Here is a 16,854-nt window from a genome sequence, read left to right on the forward strand (position 1 = left end):
TCGTTTCAATCAAGCGCTCTGAGGTAATATCGTTAAGTGAAGCATGCAGTTGCGGCTTTTACACAGGCTCGCCAAAGGAGAAGAGCATGAATGAATGGGCGGTTGATATAGGTACTTTCGTTGTTCAGGTAATTATCGTGGTGATGTTAGTGGGGGGAGGACTATTGCTCCTGCTGCGGTCACGTCATGAATCCAGTGAACAGCTGACATTGCACATCGAAACGCTCAATGATCAGCGTCGCTACCGTCGACGTCGGTTGGCAATCGCAGCTACCTCGCTTTCCCAGCGCAAAAGCTTGATCAAGTCATTTCGCCGGGACGATAAGGCCAAACAAAAAGGCAAAGGCGACGCCGCCAAGGGAGCTGAACCCGCCAGGGTGTGGGTGCTGGATTTTCATGGCGATCTCAAAGCCTCGGCGACGGAGCATTTTGCCGAAGAAATCTCAGCCGTGCTGGATGTCGCCGAACGCCACGATGAAGTGGTGATACGCCTGGAATCGGGGGGAGGGCTCGTGCACGCCTACGGTTTGGCTGCTGCCCAGATGGATCGCTTACGCGAAGCCGGCCTCAAGACGGTGGTATGTGTGGACAAGGTCGCGGCCAGCGGGGGATATCTGATGGCATGTACGGCCAGTGAGGTACGTGCTGCTCCCTTTGCGGTGCTGGGCTCAATCGGTGTAGTGGCTCAAGTACCCAATATTCATCGTTTGCTCAAGCGCCATGACATCGATGTGGAATTGCTGACCGCAGGCAAGTACAAGCGTACCTTGACGATCATTGGGGAGAATACCCAAGAAGGCCGGGAAAAGTTTATTGAAGACCTGGAGGATACCCATCGGCTGTTCAAGGAATACGTCGCCAAGCGGCGTCCATCCATGGACATTGAATCGGTGGCAACCGGCGAGATCTGGTATGGAAGCGAAGCGGTGGGTAAGGGTCTGATCGATGCGCTGGGGACCAGCGAAGCTTATCTGGTCGAGCGCATGCAAGCCTCGCGTGTGCTGTCGGTGAAGCTTGAACCACCCAAGACCATGAGCAACAGGCTGGGGCTGGCTATCTCGACCGCAGCAGAGAGCGTCTTGCTCAAGGGTATGGGATTGCTGGAGGCGAGCCGTTGGCACAAGCAATGAGCCAGGCTGTTAATCGGCATTGCCCAGGCTAACCTAACGCTGTGTCGGTCTGTATGCGCTATTCCGCCGCATAATGCTGCGCCAATGCCTCCAGGATGGCATTGGCGCTTTGGCTGGTCAGCGAATAAAAGATGGTTTGGGATTCTCGGCGCGTGGTGACCAGACCATCATTGCGCAAGATGGCCAGATGCTGCGAAAGCGCCGACTGGCTCAAGGCCAGCTGTTGATTGATCTGGGTGACCGATAATTCCTGGTTCGCCAGTAGGCACAATATCTGTAGACGTTTCTCATTGGCCATTGCCTTGAGCAGGCGAGTCCCCTGAGCAATGGCGTGCCCGTCTTGTTGCAGCAGGCGCGAAGCGGCGTTGGTTGAAGAGGGCATGACGATCTCCCAGCCTATGGAATAATGACCCGAGGCATGGCGTAAGTGGTTGAGGAACCAGCGCTTATCGCGTGGATTACATTTTTATCAATTATGCTTTAATGATCAATAATTTAATCTGCTATGTCCAAGCGATTGTTTAACGATGTATCAATGGTGTGAGTTTTTTTGATGTCGACAATCCTGCTTGGCTACTTGCCCCTTTAGTCGCTTTTTAGCCCATAGTATGAAGGTAAAGCGGCTGTTTTCTTTCTAGACTGTCAACAATCATTGCCATCTGGAAGACAAGCTACCCATGAGCCGCTATCAACAAGAATTTACTCGTTCCATTGAGCAGCCAGAAACGTTCTGGGCAGAACAGGCGAAACGCATTCCCTGGTTCACGCCTCCGTCCACCATCCTTTCCTATGATGACCAGCAGCATGCTCGCTGGTTTGCCGATGGAGAAATGAATATCTGCCATGCGGCTCTCGATCATCATGTGGATCAAGGCCGTGGCGATCAGGCTGCCATCTATTGGGATTCTCCCGTCACCCAAAGCAAGAAGGTCATCAGCTACCGTGAAATGCGCGATCAAGTAGCTCATTTTGCCGGTGCGCTAAAAAATCTGGGCGTTGAAAAAGGTGATCGCGTCATCATTTACATGCCCATGGTGCCTGAGGCGCTGGTAGCCATGTATGCCTGTGCTCGGCTCGGGGCAGTGCATTCGGTGGTGTTCGGCGGTTTTGCGCCGCACGAGCTTGCGATACGTATTGACGATGCCAAGCCTAAGGTGGTGATAGCGGCTTCCTGTGGGGTTGAAGTCAATAAGGTATTGCCTTACAAGCCAATCATTGACGACGCCATCAAGCAGAGCACCCATCAACCGTCAGCCTGTGTGATCTTTCAACGTGACCAGGGTGTCGCTGAATTGGGACCGAAAGACCATGACTGGGCTGAGCTGGTAAAAGCCGCCGACTTTACCGATTGCGTCCCGGTCATGGGTACCGACCCGCTGTACATTCTTTACACCTCGGGCACGACGGGCAAGCCCAAAGGGGTGGTGCGCGATACTGCCGGCTACGCGGTAGCGCTTGCATATTCGATGGAAGCGATCTATGACATGGCGCCCGGTGAGGTCTTTTTCTCCGCGTCGGACGTCGGCTGGGTGGTGGGGCATTCCTATATCGTTTATGCCCCTTTGCTGCGGGGTTGCACCACGGTGGTTTACGAAGGCAAACCGGTAAAGACCCCGGATGCCGGAGCGTTCTGGCGCTTGATCGAGGAATACAAGGTCAAGAGCTTTTTCACCGCACCCACCGCGTTTCGTGCCATCAAGAAAGAAGACCCGGATGCCAAGCTGCTTGAGCAATACGATATCAGTAGCATGAAGGCTTTATACCTGGCGGGTGAGCGATTGGATCCACCGACATTCCATTGGCTGGATGATCTGCTGGATGTGCCAGTCATCGACCATTGGTGGCAAACCGAAACCGGCTGGCCGATTGCCGCCAATCCACGCGGCATCGAAGCCATGCCTACCAAGGCCGGTTCCGCCACGGTGCCGGTGCCCGGGTTCAACGTTCAGATCCTCGACCGTGAAGCCGAGCAGGCCGAGCCCATGACCCAGGGCAGTGTGGTGATCAAACAGCCGCTGCCACCCGGTTGCCTGGTCGGTGTGTGGGGAGATCCCCAGCGCTTCCATAGCGCTTACATGGCAGCGTTCCCAGGTTACTATCTGACCGGTGACGGTGGTTTTTTCGATGAAGACGGGTACTTGTTCATCATGGGGCGTACCGATGATGTGATCAACATTGCCGGTCATCGCTTGTCGACCGGTGAAATGGAAGAAGTGGTCGGCGCCCATCCGGCGGTAGCGGAATGCGCGGTAATTGGCATTCATGATGAACTGAAAGGGCAGTTGCCTGTCGGGCTGGTGATTCCCAAGGATGGTTTCGATGGCGATGAGGCGGCGCTGGAAAAGGAATTGATCGCCTTGGTGCGGGATCAGATCGGACCGATTGCTTGCTTCAAGCAAGTGCTGGTGGTCAACCGTTTGCCCAAGACGCGTTCGGGCAAGATTCTGCGTAAATTGCTGCGCAATATCGCCGATGGCAAGGAGTATGGCCTGCCTTCTACCATTGACGACCCGTCGAGCTTACAGGATGTGCATGACGCCATGCGTGAGCGTGACGTAGGTTCCTCCACCAAGGCGCAGCCCATCTGATCGCTTAAGGCGCGATGTGATTGTTCAAGGCCTAGATAGCCTTCGGGCCGAGAGTTCTATAGTCTTTTGCGCCAAGCTATCATCTTCTACCCCAAGCCACCTCTGCGGCGGTGGCTTTCTTTCGTCGATCGCTTGCGTATAATGCCAGCGCATCAAGCCGTCTTGGTTGTGTTGTAGTGCAACAAGTCGCCCTGTGTCAGGAGGGTTCCCTCACCCCTCTGTTGTTGTTCAAAAAGGATAACCTACCATGTTTGTTTTATCTGAAACGCAGCGCCGCCGTTGTCTCGCCCTGATGGTCACCTTCCATATTTTGGTGATCGCAGCGAGTAATTATCTCGTGCAGTTACCTTTTACCTTGTTCGGGTTACATACCACCTGGGGCGCGTTCAGCTTTCCCTTCATTTTTCTGGCCACTGACTTGACTGTGCGGCTGTTTGGCAAGGAAGCCGCACGAGCGACTATCATGCGGGTGATGCTGCCTGCACTGTTTGTGTCTTACGTGGTGTCGGTCGTTTTTCCTCGCGGCAGCTTCGTGGGTATCGAGGCCTTGGGGGAGTGGAATCTTTTCGTGGCACGTATCGCCCTGGCCAGTTTCATGGCCTATGTGCTGGGCCAGCTGCTGGATGTCCGGGTGTTCGATCGCTTGCGCCACTTGGCGTGGTGGGTCGCGCCAGCCTTTTCCACGGTGTTGGGTAATCTTGCGGATACCTTCGCTTTTTTCTCCATGGCCTTTTACAACAGCCCCGACCCGTTCATGGCTGCCAACTGGGTTGAAATCGCCGTGGTGGATTACGTGATTAAACTGGGTATCAGCCTGCTGTTCTTCTTGCCGCTTTACGGCATCTTGTTGGCGTGGCTTTCTCGACGGCTGGTTACGTTGACGGGGAATCAGGATGTTGCGCCGCTTGCAGCTCGCTGACGGGCCATCGTTATAACCCAATGAAAGGAGTCAAGATGTCACGCCAAGACTCAGCGCTTTCCCTGCATTATCTGGATTCAGGGGAGCCGGAAGGAAATACACAGAACACCTTGCCGTTAGTGGTCGTCCACGGCCTTCTGGGAAGTGCCGACAACTGGCGTTCACATCTCAAGGTCTGGCAGGCGTCTCGCCGAGTGATCGCGGTTGACCTGCGCAATCACGGCCGTTCGCCGCATGCCAAGGGAATGAGCTACCAGGAGATGAGCGGGGATGTGCTGGCGCTGTTGGATCAGCTAGGGATCGAGCAAGCCCATCTTCTCGGGCATTCCATGGGCGGAAAGGTGGTGATCAGCGTGGCACGCTTGGCACCCCAGCGGGTGGCGTCCTTGCTGGTAGCGGACATTGCACCGGTAGCCTATTCGCATGGCCATGACAGGGTGTTCGCCGGTTTGCGTCGTCTTGAAGCGGGCAAGCCCAAGAATCGTCGCGAAGCGGATGAGCTTCTGGCCGAGCATGTCGAAGAGCGAGCCGTGCGTCTGTTTCTAGCCACCAATCTGGTGCGCAATGATGAGGAAGGTGCTCTTACCTTGCGTATTGGGCTTGATGAGATAATCGAGGGCTATCCGGATCTCATGCAGTTGCCGGCAGGAAATCAGCCTTACGAGGGGCCGACCCTGATACTGCGAGGTGCTAATTCCGATTATGTCACTGACGAGATGCTGCCAGCGACCCGCGAGATGCTGCCCCGTACGAGAGTAGTGACACTCAAGAACGCTGGCCATTGGTTGCATGCCGAACAGTCCGAAGCGTTTCAGGAAGCCGTGCGAGTATTTCTGGCGGCGCAATCTGACAGTGCCTGATTGCGCCGGTTCGATCACGCAAGCTCGACCACGTCGAGTTGATGTTGTTGGCTGTCGCGCAGAAAGCGATTGAGAATACGGTAGCTGTCGACATCAAATTGCGGAGTAGCCACTTGAAGGCGTCTTGCGGCCTCAAGGGTGAGGGCGCTGCCCAAGTAACGCCAGTGTTCCACGACATGCCAACCACCGGTCTTACTGGCAGGGTGATGCTCACCGATGGCAATGCGTCCTTGCCAAGGCCATGCCTGGAGCTGCAAGCGTGCCATGGCCTCCCGGGCACGCCGACTATGCTGGGGTAACGATTCCACGCCGGTGCAAGCGCCGCAACACTTGCCCAGCTGATTGGCAAAACAGCGCCCCCGGCCTTTTTCCAGCCCTATCACCTGAGGGCACAATCGCTCCTCATCGACAATCTGTTTCAGTGCGGCGCGGGCTTTCCTGGCACTGCGGAACAGGCCATACAGCACCGGGCCTGACACCTGATTGAGTTGTGTTTCATTGCTTAGTTGTGGCTGAGGCGATTTGTCCGGCCAATACCAACTGTACAGGTTGCCTTGGCGTCGCAATTGGCGGTTCATGATGGGCATCAATTCCTTGATCAAGTGGGCTTCGCGTAGCTGAGCCCCCAGGTCACCGCTGGCTTCTTCCCATTCGATATGTTGCACCTGCTGCGCCAGGCGCATCTCCTTGTCATCCTGATGATCGCGCTGGAAATGCCCCAGCACCCGGCTGCGTAGATTGACGCTCTTGCCCACGTAAAGCGGTAAGCGATTATGACCGTACAGGAGGTATACGCCGGGTAAGGAGGGGATGTCGTTGAGCAGATCAGGCTTCAGGTGAACGGGTAAGCTTCTATTTTTGCGTTCGGTTTCCAGCAGTGAAGCCAAGGTATCGTCGGGTAGGGTGGCGTGCCAGTGTTGCCAGAGTTTCCATAGCGCTTGGGCATCGGCCTCGGCACGGTGACGCAAGGCATGGGGAATTCCATGCTGCTTGAGCAGCGCGCCCAGATTGTGCTCAGGTTGTTGCGGAGCCAGGCGGCGAGACAAGCGCAGAGTACAGATCACCTCGGCCCGATAGGCAATACCGGCACGCTTGAATTCGTTACGCAGAAAACTGTGATCAAAGCGTGCATTATGCGCGACTAGTCGAGCCTCGCCGAGCCACTCCTGAAGGGCCGAAGCGATATCGCCAAACCTCGGGGCCTCCGCCAGCAACGTATCGGTAATGCCGGTTAATTCGGCAATAGCGGCAGGGACCCGGCATTCCGGGTAAATCAAGCTGCTCCAGCGGGCCACCTCTCGGCCATCCACGACTTTCAGCGCCGCGATTTCGGTGATTCTATCTCGGGTGCTACGAGTGCCGGTGGTTTCCAGGTCGATAAATACCAAAGGTTCGGTCGCTGGCATTGCTCAAGTATCGCCTCAAGAAAATCAACGTGAATGGGGGTCAATGGCCAGGCGTTCCACCGAATAAGGGGTATCGATCTGGCCTCTTTGATGAAGGAATGCCTCGAAACCGGCATAGCGCCGATAATCCAGAGCGGCCGGGCGCAAAGTCATGCGCCGCAAGATATCATTCCATGCGCCTTGATTGATCTCATTATCCAGGATGGGCTGTGCTTGAACCATCAATTGCCATGCCTCGTCCGGGTGTTCGATTATCCACTGGCTGGCATTTTCCAGCGCCGTCACCAAGCGCGATATGACGTCACGATCACGGTGCATTTTCTCGCTGTTGGCTAACAGAATCAATCCATCATAGTGAGGGATGTCGAGCTTTCCCGTACGTAGCACGGTGGTGGCGACGCCGTCATTGGCCAGCTGGGGTGGGAGAAAGTGAAAGAAACCATCCGCCACGGCATCCACGCGTTGTTCGCGTAAGGCATCGGCCGCATCGTAATGCAGGTTTTCCGGGGGATTTTCGGAAACCAAGGGCGTTGCCGGTATCAGCTGAGAAAGAACCATCGCGCGGCTATCCTGCGTAGCGAAACCGTAATGCAATGCAGCAAATTCTTCGCTATTTTCCGGTGGCTGGTCGCCAGCGATGATGACCGCCGTCATGGGGGTTTCAATCAAGGTGGCAATACGCACAAGCGGCGCCCCTTTATGCACCTGCAGGTGCAATTGAGGTTGCCGGCTCAAGGCGAAGTCCACTTCACCGGCGGCCAGTAACTTGGTGGGCACCGAAGGATCGGCAGGCGTCGAAAGCGTTACCTGCAGCCCCTGTAAGCTGAAGAAATCACGTGCCTGCGCTATCACCAAGGCGGCATGCTGGGGGCTTAAATACCAGTCGAGCATGATGTCGATCATCTTGACCGGTGGCGGCTCTAATGGGGCTGGTGGGGTGAAAGCCATCTCGGGGACTTCAGGTTCTTCCTCAATGGAAGGGGAGAACAGAAAAAAAGGAACCTCGACTTGGCTATCCAGGGTGAGGGGGGCAGCAGGTGCCTCGGCGGGAGTAGCCTCATCGGTTTGCTCGGCTAGCGCTGCCGACAGCGGGTAAGCGAGTGTCGCGACCAGGCTCAGCAGGATAATTCCCAAAGGAAGGCGTCCAGGCATGGGGGCTTGGCTCCAAGGTGGTTGTTACCTTGGAGTGTATCCGCTTGCGAAACGCCCTGACCAGCGCAACATAACACCTTCTTATTAAACCGCTTAACGTCGGCGTCGGTAAATTACGCGGGGCATGCGATAATGACTGCCTCGATGCATAGAGGGATCAGGCGCGATGGAGGCAATCAATACGCTTTTCTTGGTAAGCGGCTTTTTGTTGGCGCTCAGTATTCTGGCCAGCCGTTTATCTTCGATCATGGGAGTACCTCTGCTGCTGATCTTTCTGGCGCTGGGTATGCTGGCGGGAGAGGAAGGCCTGCTGGGGCTTCAATTCGACGATTACTCCTTAGCGTTTGTCATCGGGCATCTGGCACTGGCCATGATCCTGCTCGATGGTGGCTTGCGTACGCGCTTGAAAACGTTCCGTGTAGGCTTCAAGCCGGCGCTAACGCTTGCCACGCTTGGGGTGTTCATCACAAGCGGCCTTGTGGGCTTGATTGCCACCTGGATTTTCGATCTCACGCTGATCGAGGGCTTTCTGGTTGGCGCGATCGTCGGCTCCACGGATGCCGCAGCGGTGTTTTCCATGCTCAGCGGCCGCGGGGTCAATCTCAACGAAAGGGTGGGGGCTACCCTGGAAATCGAGTCGGGTACCAACGACCCGATGGCAATTTTTCTGACGGTCATGCTGGTGGAACTCCTGGTGGGTGATATCGGCGGCCCCTTGGAAACGCTCGGTTTTCTGCTCATGCAATTTGGTCTGGGCCTGGTAATCGGCTTGGGTGGCGGTTGGTTGAGTGCCAAGTTGTTGCGTTGGCTGGACCTGGCGCCTGGTCTCTATGCCATGCTCGCCTTGGGGTTGGGTTTCAGTGTCTTCGGCCTGACCAGTGTGTTCGGCGGCAGTGGCTTTCTGGCGATATACCTTGCTGGTTTGATGATCGGCAATCAGCCGGGACGCCATCTCAATTTCATTCTTCCGGTACATGATGGCCTGGCCTGGCTGAGTCAAATCGGTCTGTTTCTCGTGTTAGGACTTTTGGTGACGCCCAGCGAGCTGTGGGAATATGCGTTGCCAGCGTCGCTGGTGGCGTTGGCACTAATTTTTGTCGCTCGGCCCTTGGCGGTTCTGATTACCATCAAGCCTTTTTTCAAGTTCCGCTGGCGTGAAACCTTCTTTATCGCCTGGGTGGGGTTGCGTGGCGCAGTCCCCATTGTATTGGCGATTTTTCCGCTCATCGGCGGCGTGGAAAATGCTTCGCTCTACTTCAATGTCGCCTTTGCCGTGGTGCTGATGTCGCTGCTGATACAGGGGGGATCGTTAACCCTGGTGGCTCGCTGGTTACGGGTGGAGGTGCCGATCGGCGTGACACCCAATCGACGCGGCCCCTTGGGCATCCTGCCCGAAAACGACTATGAAATGTTCGTCTATGAAGTGGAAAACAAGGACCTGGAAGAGGTGCCGATTCGCTTGCTGCGGTTTCCTTCCGGGGCCTTGATCTCGGCGCTGTTCCGTAATCATGCGATGCTACACCCCAAGGGCAGTACCCGCTTGCATGCGGGAGATGTGATTTGTGTGATTGGCCGTACGGAAGACTTGCCGGCCCTGAACCGCTTGTTCAATGGCGACTCCAAGCTGAAGCAGGAGCGCGCCTTCTTCGGGACTTTTACTCTCGATGGTTCGGCGTTGATGCAAGACGTCGCCCAGGCATACGGGCTCACTCTCAGCCCCGGGGAGCACGATATGACCTTGGATGAGTTTGTGTCGCTTCGAGTCGGTGGCCACCCGGTAGTGGGGGATGATGTTGATTGGCACGGAATTCACTGGGTAGTCAGTGAGATGGAAGGAGGCAAGATCACCCGCGTGGGCCTGCGTCTTTATTAACCCCATTGACTCACGGAAAAATCCTGATATTATATGCACCACCAAGTCGGAGGGATGGCAGAGCGGTTGAATGCACCGGTCTTGAAAACCGGCGTAGGCTAATAACCTACCCAGGGTTCGAATCCCTGTCCCTCCGCCAGTACAACAGAAAGGCCATGTTTCAGAGTCTAATCAAAGGCTTACGAGACATGGCCTTTTGCTTATTTACCACATGTATTTACCACATCCCTGTAAGCTAATTTCTTGATCCACGGCTAATGCTCTGTGTCCAATGTTACTTTACACTTATAATCTCTCAATAGATTTAGGTGGGATTTATATATGGAAATTGAGGATTTATACCGTGACAGTGTGGCGATAGAGAAGCTGAGTGGTGAAACTCTTGGGCCGGTGAAGGCCTTAGTTCTGAAGGGAAAAATTTATGGATAGACATTTCCTGTTAGAACAGGCTGAATCAATGCAGAATATGATGGTGGATCGTGCTACGGGAGGTATGCCTTCTGACTTTGAATATGCCAAGGTTCGATCAAGCCTATTGTCTGATGCTGGCATAACGCCGCTTGTACCTCAGATGGTGAAAACTTGCCGATCCACAGGTCAGTTTTGGGCTTCTATCAAAAAAATCGACCAATATGAACCGCGAAGGCAATATATCTGGAATGAGTTTAGGCTGCTTCTAGACAAGTTAGAAGAGGTTGGATCACCGTCAGACTCGGCTATCGGTGAAACCCTGGAGAAGTTCGACTCTGCCCATGTACATGCTGCGTGGCAAAAAACCCTAGATCGAAGAACTTCAGACCCTGAAGGCGCTATTACCATGGCAAAGTCTTTGGTCGAGAGCGTTTGCAAACACATCATTGAACAAGTTGAGGGACAGGAATACACGGGTAAAAGCGATGATCTGCCCGCCTTGTACCGAAAAGCATCGCTCGCACTTAACCTTTCGCCAGAACAACACATGGAAGAGACCTTCAAGCGCATTCTTGGCGGTTGCTCCAACATCGTGACTGGTCTTGGAGAGTTGCGTAACAAGGTTGGGGATGCCCACGGCCAAGGCCCACGGCCAATCAAACCGAAACCTCGACATGCTGAATTAGCGGTTAATCTTGCTGGAACAATGGCTGCTTTCCTAATAGCTACTCTTGAGGCTCGACCCCATCCCTGATCTCTTGGTCTAAATCTTCAAGCAACATGGCTTCAGTCGCGTTTTTCGCCGCACCGTCATAGCCAGGAAAAAGGGTTGCAATTGTTACTCCCAGTCTTTCAAGATGTTGCATTAATCCCTTTGCTTCTGAAAGAGGGAGAAGATGCCGTTTAAGATAAGTATGGGATAATTCGTGGTTATTTATATCGAGGCTATCTAATTCAAACCCTTTTATGAACGTGAACATGCCCTTTTGGGCTGCTAGGTTCTTACTGGTTGAGCCAGGAGCTTTTCTGATTCTGAATGTATTCTTAAAAGAACCTGCTGCATTGCTGTCAAGCTCAACAATGCTCACCATCCAGGTTGATAGGTCTGCTTCGTTGCCTTGTCTGACTCGTTCGTTTAAAGCCTGGGAGACAGCGAAGTAGCAAGCAACCAAAGGAGAGCTAGTCCAATCCAAGAGCCGCGTAGGTACACCGTGATGCTGGGCTTGTGCCAGAAACCGGAAGACAGAATCTTGATCTGTGGGCCATAAGCTTGGGAATTTAAATAGATCAACGTTTCGACCTTGGCTGTTTTGACCTGTTGGCTCCATAAGGAAGTTCCTAAGCTCGTTGCTATCGCCAGCGACTTGAAGCCCAGCATCGTCACAGGCATTTACGAACCAAGACAGGTATGCAATTTCCTTAAATGTTTTTGAGTTCCCACCATAGATAGCTTCTAGTTTTCTAGAGGCTTTGGCTCTAACTATGGACGGACTAAGTGTATGGTGATGGTGGCCAAGTCCCCTATAAATAAGCCCAGGACGTTGATCAGACACGAAATGCTGAAGAAGGCTCGATGCGGTAAGGTGCAGATTGTCCTTTGATTCATCCCACATAGTTTATGCCAGCCTTTTAAAAGAAAAATAACAGTTTACCGTCCCGCTTTCCTAATGATCCAAAAAAATTACCCCTCCACTAATGAATGATTATAACTAAAATTCATCGGAAATGTTTTTTTAATAGCTATTATTTATGAATAGCAATTAGCTGACCGACAGGCTCGCTTCACTGAGGCCGGAGAGATACTGAAGTGTATGGCTGTAGCTTTGATGCTGGCGCTGTTATCCTTACGCCACTGAGATACATCCTCATCATTGATAACCTTCTCCCTACCTAGAGCCTTACCTTCAGCCTTGGCTCTCTTGATACCCTGCATCTGACGTTCCTTGATATTGGATCGTTCAAGCTCAGCCATAGCAGACAGCATGGTTAGCATTGCTTTACCCATCGGTGTACTCATGTCAAAGCCTTCACGGAGCGACAGGACAGCTACTCCCTTGGAGTTAAGCTTCTCGACTGTCTCTAGTACATCAACAGTGTTCCGTCCTAGTCTGTCGATTGCATAGACGATGACAGTGTCTCCCTCTCTGACATAGTTCAATAGCTCACCAAGTCCTTTCCTATCCTGTGCCTTTATCAGCCCAGAGGTAGCCTCATCGACAAACCAACGGTCTACCTTGTGGCGCTCCAAGATGGTAGCTCGCTGTGTATTGGTGGACTGATCCTCAGTACTGACCCGAACGTAAGCAATGGTGGCTGACATATCGGTTGCTCCTTTTATCATCATGGTGGCTCATTGAGTATGGCTCATAATGTAGAGAATGGCTCATTAAATATCAACACAAATGATCCACTCTATAAGAGGAGACAGTGAGTAGCTCACAGGGTACACCTTATGAGCCAAGCGTTAGAGGATAGACAGGCAGTCAGTCAGAGAGACACAGGTAGCCAGTCAGACAGAGAGACAGGTAGGGTAGGTAGGTAAAGGATTAGATAGGGGTAGGGTAGGTAATAAAAAGATCATCTCATGAATACCCTAGGCTCTCACATCAAGGCGGGCCATGGGGAATTTGACCTGCATATTATACATAAATACTTGCTCAGATTTTTGTGATGAAATAATCTCCTTAAAGATATCCCCTGTCAGTTCCCCTCAGGCTCACCCTCAGTCACTCTCTCAGGCTCTCTCACAGCTACTCCTGTACTAACAGGTAGAACAGGGCGATGGCTGCCTCTAACGCCTCTGTGCCTTCTCTGAAGGAGTCTGGGACGGATGCCCACCCTGGCCCATTCTGTCTGGATAACCTCAGGCTCAGGATAGAGCTACGTCCAGCACAAGTTTTCTTATGGAATGTATTAGGGTCGAACTTCTTTATCTCAAGCATAACGTCAAGGGACAACACTAAGTTGTAGTCGATCAGATATACAGGAGAGCCAATCCTACAGATTATCTTATAGAGTTCCTCTATCTTGTCTTGAGGTGACTCTCCTTGGATTTCACTGAGGTCTCTCAGGACTGTTCCTTCTACTGGCTTTACTAATGATTCTATTGCTGGCGCTTGGGTCATCGTCATCATAGTTATTCACCTCTCTCTCTATCTATTTACTTTTTACATATGAATGAATGCACGGGGAGGACAGGAGAAACTCACCACCACAGAGATTATCCTAGGTAGGCTCCATACTCCCGACAGGCTCTCACCACTGTAGACTGACTCACTCCAAATGTTTTGGCAGTCACACTTGAGCTTGCCTTGTGAGTCTTGCGATAGTCAGCGATAGCCTTCCAGTCAGCCCGGAAAGAGGCTCCCCCAGACGGCACAGGAGATTTATAGGATAGACCTGCTTTACTCCAGATCATCTGAACAGACCGTGGATTGACTCCGAAGTGTTCAGCAGTCATCCGTTTAGACGCCTTGTTATCCAGACGCCACTTGATAACTTCCTCATGGTCAACCTTGCGCTTACGTCCCAACTTAATCTTTGCCTTATCGTTAGTAGCGCCAGCAGCAGCGCCAGTGTTAGTTTCTGCATTATCATTAAGAAGGGTATTATTCATTTCTCTCACTCCTTTTTCTATTGTATTGGTGATGGTTGTGTGTTGTGTGTATGTTTTTTCTTTGTTGTCAGTAGAGACTAGCGTTGCCCAGCAGATAGGAGACCACAAGGCTCCCATGAGAATGACAGTCCAAACAGTTCCACTCATCAGACTGCCTCCTTATCTAGGGCATACCCTATTAGGTATCTGTCAGGATTAATCTTGTTTGCATGGACAGTACAGATCATATCCTGTATCTGTTTCCTGTCAGTTATTCCTGACTGAATCAAGGAGGAAGCAAACTGGAGAGCATCACGGTATACCTTTAGGTCATCCCTGTTGAGAACGTCACGGATACCCTTTCCCTTAGTCCCTGCAATCTTATTCAAGGCCTCACGCCATTCACTGGAAGGCAGTCCTGTTACGACCTCAGTTACCATCCCCTTGAGGAAACGTTCAGTATCGTGTGCAAACAGCTTAGAGCCGGTCTTAGAGATGACGCTGTGATAAACGCTTTTGTCTATTTCAGTGAGATGCTCAGTTCTGATAGGCCGGTAACGTTCCATCCTTAACACGCATTCTTCCATATCAAGGAAGTACTGACGAATCTCATAGCCTTCTAGTGTACGGGCTTGCATGGCAAGGTGAGCAGCGAAGTCTCGGGAAACCTGATAGTTAATCTTGGGTCTCCCTTTTGTCTGCTCATAGAACTGGACAATCTCAGTGCTGAAATCTTTCGGACTTTTTAGGGCAAAAGTTTCTTGGGCCATCATTGGCTTGATATAATCCTCAGCCCACTTGCGAAACTCTCTGTGAGGCTTGCCGATTCTTTCCCATAGCTTCCGGGCATTAACTTGTGGTGCCTGTCTGTCTTCTACTAGAGGCAGAACACGGCGAACCTTCAGCATCCTGTCAGCTTGTTCTTCAGTGAACTCTAAGGCTGACACTAGGGTCTTCCTAGGAGCATGGTTTATGTCAATAATAATGGAACGTCCATCTCGTAGGGTTTTCTTGTTGCTCATGATCGTTGGTTCCTTACTTGAAAGCACACCATCCCGCAAAGCGCATTCCCCCTTGGCTCACCGAACACCCCAACGATTAGGGCAGCCAGGGAGCAGAGAAGGATGATGCACTTTCAGGTATGGGCTCGGGTGAGTGTTAGGTCAGCTTTATATGCGTATTAGCTGTGCGACGGAGGAGAAGCTCTGTGTGAAGGAGTATAGCAGCAGGATGGGTCTCGTTAATCTGCCCACGCTTCTCTCGGTAGGAAGTTGACAGGGGAAATCCCAAGTTCTTCTAGGTCGAACTGGTCACACGGTGAGAAGTCCACAACAATACCCTCGAAGACTTCCTGAGGTGTGATCGTATGGGTCACGGTAGGATCATTAATATCATCAATGACCGTCTCTACTGCCAGCTCCAAGGCAGCCACATAACGTATGTAGTCACCAGCGTTATCAGTGGAAAGCGGATGGATGCCATGCTTGAACATGCGAAGGTTCATAGGATCGAAAGCTATATCGTGAACTGCGGTCAAGACGACAGCCTGAAGGTTACCTGCGGGGTAAGCGTGGTAGGAGAGTGTGGCTCTCGCTTTAAGAATGCGGTGGTATCCCTCTTTAAAAATGAGACGGTCGTGCGCTGAGGTTTCCTCTGTAATGATCCGCTTGACCGGAAGGAGGTTCATTGGGCCATCGTTGTTTAGGGTGATATCGATCAAGGTAGTTCTCCTGTGAGCGTTAGTGGACGCCTATGTGCTGGCGCTGTAGCGGATGTTTATAGGGGAAGGTTCACGACATTGGATGCCTGTTCTTCCCAAGGTGAGGGGGAACTAGTTTTTCTAATATAAGGGGGCATGGATGATTACACTCCCGACCGTGTAACCGAGGGAGGAAACTGAAGGAGGTTCAAGAGTATTCGGACTAGCAAGCGAGACACACCATCCTAAGGCTTCCGGTCGGTCTAGCCTGTCGAGTGTTCTACTGTTAGCTGAACCGTGGGGTGACTGATGGAGATGACTGGAAGTTCTCGATGGAGAGAATAACCAATGTAGTCAGCCCCAACGAGCGAAGCGGCTCACTGGTTCCTTCTTCAAGATATCTGTCAGAGGCAGCTCATAGAGAGAGCCTTACGGTGGGAGTGACAGCCTGTCTTGAAGATCACTCATATAGAGAGGTCTTCTTTCGTGGGCTTCGCACCACTGTTGAGAAACCCCTACCGATAATGGCTTTCTAGGTTGTCGTCTGATTCATCTTCAAGTGACCCTATATACTGCGTCGGTTAGAAATCTGTTATAACCCATTGATCATGAGGTCTTTATAAGAGACACCTTGTTTGAATCCAGTCATCAAGATGGTCTTCTAGGGCTACTTCAATGGACTCTATCGTTTCCCCTTGTGGTCCTACCGGATCACCTAGGGCGTCTTGTGCATCCTCCGTCATCAATGACCGTGCCAAGAATGGTAGTGCAATCTCACAAGCCTTGACGTACTTCTGTGCCTGGCGGTCTCCCACATCGAGAAGCTCCTTGACTTCCTTTGTGGTGATAACGTCAAGCTCTTGGAGGATGACATACAGGCTGATCTTGTTGAGCGGTATGTTCCGTTCTTTTTGGTTGTGGTGATCCAGGTTCGCTGTTCCAGACAGAATATCTGAGGCAGGACAGCCGATAGCATCGACAGATCGTCCTTGCATGGCTGATCGTGCGGTATTCTCGATACGCTTCTCTCGATTGCTACCCTTGCGTGTGGATGTGGATGTGGATGTGGATGTGGAAGAAGAAGAACAGGAAGCCTTTTCGTATGGCTCAGCATTAGCATTGGACTGGGCGCGGAGCTTGGCTGTTCGACCTCTACCTAACCGTTTCGTCAGGTTCGGCATCTCGTCAATCGGGTAGAGTGATCCTCTGCCTGGACGAGCG

17 protein-coding genes and 1 tRNA gene are annotated in these 16,854 nt (G+C 52.4%); 8 read left to right on the forward strand and 10 right to left on the reverse strand.

The window, feature by feature from the left end:
* The first annotated feature begins 86 nt into the window (after window positions 1–86).
* The gene (gene sohB / locus GPM19_RS10260; RefSeq protein ID WP_160418938.1) at window positions 87–1,130 is read left to right on the forward strand and encodes a protease SohB; all 1,044 of its coding nucleotides are present in this window, start codon (window positions 87–89) and stop codon (window positions 1,128–1,130) included.
* A 58-nt stretch (window positions 1,131–1,188) separates the two neighbouring features.
* Here sohB and GPM19_RS10265 read toward each other — a convergent pair whose 3' ends face one another.
* Window positions 1,189–1,512, reverse strand: a complete 324-nt coding sequence (locus GPM19_RS10265) for an ArsR/SmtB family transcription factor (protein WP_160418939.1) — start codon at window positions 1,510–1,512, stop codon at window positions 1,189–1,191.
* A 277-nt stretch (window positions 1,513–1,789) separates the two neighbouring features.
* Here GPM19_RS10265 and GPM19_RS10270 point away from each other — a divergent pair, with 277 nt between their 5' ends.
* The 3 genes from GPM19_RS10270 (at window position 1,790) to GPM19_RS10280 (ending at window position 5,497) form a co-directional block, all read left to right on the forward strand.
* Window positions 1,790–3,718, forward strand: coding sequence for a propionyl-CoA synthetase (locus GPM19_RS10270; protein ID WP_319928116.1), 1,929 nt, complete (start codon window positions 1,790–1,792; stop codon window positions 3,716–3,718).
* A 247-nt stretch (window positions 3,719–3,965) separates the two neighbouring features.
* On the forward strand, window positions 3,966–4,637 hold the full coding sequence (locus GPM19_RS10275) for a 7-cyano-7-deazaguanine/7-aminomethyl-7-deazaguanine transporter (protein WP_160418941.1): 672 nt from the start codon (window positions 3,966–3,968) through the stop codon (window positions 4,635–4,637).
* Between the two features lie 35 nt (window positions 4,638–4,672).
* A complete protein-coding gene (locus GPM19_RS10280; RefSeq protein WP_160418942.1) occupies window positions 4,673–5,497 on the forward strand; it encodes an alpha/beta fold hydrolase in 825 nt (274 codons plus the stop codon).
* Window positions 5,498–5,511: 14 nt separating this feature from the next.
* Here the strand turns inward: GPM19_RS10280 and GPM19_RS10285 are convergent, their stop codons facing one another.
* Window positions 5,512–6,903, reverse strand: a complete 1,392-nt coding sequence (locus tag GPM19_RS10285; protein ID WP_160418943.1) for a 3'-5' exonuclease family protein — start codon at window positions 6,901–6,903, stop codon at window positions 5,512–5,514.
* A 24-nt stretch (window positions 6,904–6,927) separates the two neighbouring features.
* Window positions 6,928–8,055: an ABC transporter substrate-binding protein gene (locus GPM19_RS10290; protein WP_160418944.1), complete on the reverse strand. Its 1,128-nt coding sequence runs from the start codon at window positions 8,053–8,055 to the stop codon at window positions 6,928–6,930.
* 166 nt (window positions 8,056–8,221) lie between these two features.
* On the opposite strand from GPM19_RS10290, the gene GPM19_RS10295 reads away from it, so the two are divergent.
* The 3 genes from GPM19_RS10295 (at window position 8,222) to GPM19_RS15415 (ending at window position 11,093) form a co-directional block, all read left to right on the forward strand.
* Window positions 8,222–9,928 carry a potassium/proton antiporter gene (locus GPM19_RS10295; protein ID WP_160418945.1) on the forward strand — a complete coding sequence of 569 codons (1,707 nt, stop codon included), beginning with the start codon at window positions 8,222–8,224 and terminating at the stop codon, window positions 9,926–9,928.
* A gap of 48 nt (window positions 9,929–9,976) precedes the next feature.
* A tRNA-Ser gene (locus GPM19_RS10300) sits at window positions 9,977–10,067 on the forward strand.
* Between the two features lie 282 nt (window positions 10,068–10,349).
* A complete protein-coding gene (locus GPM19_RS15415; RefSeq protein WP_227842346.1) occupies window positions 10,350–11,093 on the forward strand; it encodes an abortive infection family protein in 744 nt (247 codons plus the stop codon).
* Here GPM19_RS15415 and GPM19_RS10310 read toward each other — a convergent pair.
* The 7 genes from GPM19_RS10310 to GPM19_RS10340 all read right to left on the reverse strand — a co-directional run bounded on the left by GPM19_RS10310 (window position 11,065) and on the right by GPM19_RS10340 (window position 16,628).
* Window positions 11,065–11,952 (reverse strand): FRG domain-containing protein, encoded by an 888-nt coding sequence (locus tag GPM19_RS10310; protein ID WP_160418946.1) that lies wholly within the window; start codon window positions 11,950–11,952, stop codon window positions 11,065–11,067. The two genes, GPM19_RS15415 and GPM19_RS10310, sit on opposite strands and share 29 nt — an antisense overlap.
* A 134-nt stretch (window positions 11,953–12,086) precedes the next feature.
* Window positions 12,087–12,659 (reverse strand): recombinase family protein, encoded by a 573-nt coding sequence (locus GPM19_RS10315; protein WP_160418947.1) that lies wholly within the window; start codon window positions 12,657–12,659, stop codon window positions 12,087–12,089.
* 430 nt (window positions 12,660–13,089) lie between these two features.
* The gene (locus GPM19_RS10320) at window positions 13,090–13,473 is read right to left on the reverse strand and encodes a hypothetical protein (protein WP_160418948.1); all 384 of its coding nucleotides are present in this window, start codon (window positions 13,471–13,473) and stop codon (window positions 13,090–13,092) included.
* Between the two features lie 86 nt (window positions 13,474–13,559).
* Window positions 13,560–14,102: a hypothetical protein gene (locus tag GPM19_RS10325; protein WP_160418949.1), complete on the reverse strand. Its 543-nt coding sequence runs from the start codon at window positions 14,100–14,102 to the stop codon at window positions 13,560–13,562.
* Window positions 14,102–14,956 (reverse strand): antA/AntB antirepressor family protein, encoded by an 855-nt coding sequence (locus GPM19_RS10330; protein WP_160418950.1) that lies wholly within the window; start codon window positions 14,954–14,956, stop codon window positions 14,102–14,104. Before GPM19_RS10330 ends, GPM19_RS10325 begins: the two co-directional genes overlap by 1 nt.
* Before the next feature lie 218 nt (window positions 14,957–15,174).
* A complete protein-coding gene (locus GPM19_RS10335; protein ID WP_160418951.1) occupies window positions 15,175–15,654 on the reverse strand; it encodes a hypothetical protein in 480 nt (159 codons plus the stop codon).
* A 596-nt stretch (window positions 15,655–16,250) separates the two neighbouring features.
* Window positions 16,251–16,628, reverse strand: a complete 378-nt coding sequence (locus GPM19_RS10340) for a hypothetical protein (protein ID WP_160418952.1) — start codon at window positions 16,626–16,628, stop codon at window positions 16,251–16,253.
* On the opposite strand from GPM19_RS10340, the gene GPM19_RS10345 reads away from it, so the two are divergent.
* Window positions 16,627–16,830 carry a hypothetical protein gene (locus tag GPM19_RS10345; protein WP_160418953.1) on the forward strand — a complete coding sequence of 68 codons (204 nt, stop codon included), beginning with the start codon at window positions 16,627–16,629 and terminating at the stop codon, window positions 16,828–16,830. The genes GPM19_RS10340 and GPM19_RS10345 overlap by 2 nt on opposite strands.
* Window positions 16,831–16,854 lie beyond the last annotated feature (24 nt).

This window comes from Vreelandella zhuhanensis (assembly GCF_009793355.1).
GTDB classification, from domain to species: domain Bacteria; phylum Pseudomonadota; class Gammaproteobacteria; order Pseudomonadales; family Halomonadaceae; genus Vreelandella; species Vreelandella zhuhanensis.

What these genes read in the sequence shown, in the direction of transcription:
- sohB (WP_160418938.1), top strand. Translation starts at nt 87, where the DNA reads ATGAATGAATGGGCGGTTGATATAGGTACTTTCGTTGTTCAGGTAATT.
- GPM19_RS10265 (WP_160418939.1), bottom strand. Translation starts at nt 1,512, where the DNA reads ATGCCCTCTTCAACCAACGCCGCTTCGCGCCTGCTGCAACAAGACGGG.
- GPM19_RS10275 (WP_160418941.1), top strand. Translation starts at nt 3,966, where the DNA reads ATGTTTGTTTTATCTGAAACGCAGCGCCGCCGTTGTCTCGCCCTGATG.
- GPM19_RS10280 (WP_160418942.1), top strand. Translation starts at nt 4,673, where the DNA reads ATGTCACGCCAAGACTCAGCGCTTTCCCTGCATTATCTGGATTCAGGG.
- GPM19_RS10285 (WP_160418943.1), bottom strand. Translation starts at nt 6,903, where the DNA reads ATGCCAGCGACCGAACCTTTGGTATTTATCGACCTGGAAACCACCGGC.
- GPM19_RS10290 (WP_160418944.1), bottom strand. Translation starts at nt 8,055, where the DNA reads ATGCCTGGACGCCTTCCTTTGGGAATTATCCTGCTGAGCCTGGTCGCG.
- GPM19_RS10295 (WP_160418945.1), top strand. Translation starts at nt 8,222, where the DNA reads ATGGAGGCAATCAATACGCTTTTCTTGGTAAGCGGCTTTTTGTTGGCG.
- GPM19_RS15415 (WP_227842346.1), top strand. Translation starts at nt 10,350, where the DNA reads ATGGATAGACATTTCCTGTTAGAACAGGCTGAATCAATGCAGAATATG.
- GPM19_RS10310 (WP_160418946.1), bottom strand. Translation starts at nt 11,952, where the DNA reads ATGTGGGATGAATCAAAGGACAATCTGCACCTTACCGCATCGAGCCTT.
- GPM19_RS10315 (WP_160418947.1), bottom strand. Translation starts at nt 12,659, where the DNA reads ATGTCAGCCACCATTGCTTACGTTCGGGTCAGTACTGAGGATCAGTCC.
- GPM19_RS10320 (WP_160418948.1), bottom strand. Translation starts at nt 13,473, where the DNA reads ATGATGACGATGACCCAAGCGCCAGCAATAGAATCATTAGTAAAGCCA.
- GPM19_RS10325 (WP_160418949.1), bottom strand. Translation starts at nt 14,102, where the DNA reads ATGAGTGGAACTGTTTGGACTGTCATTCTCATGGGAGCCTTGTGGTCT.
- GPM19_RS10330 (WP_160418950.1), bottom strand. Translation starts at nt 14,956, where the DNA reads ATGAGCAACAAGAAAACCCTACGAGATGGACGTTCCATTATTATTGAC.
- GPM19_RS10345 (WP_160418953.1), top strand. Translation starts at nt 16,627, where the DNA reads ATGGCTGATCGTGCGGTATTCTCGATACGCTTCTCTCGATTGCTACCC.
- GPM19_RS10340 (WP_160418952.1), bottom strand. Translation starts at nt 16,628, where the DNA reads ATGCAAGGACGATCTGTCGATGCTATCGGCTGTCCTGCCTCAGATATT.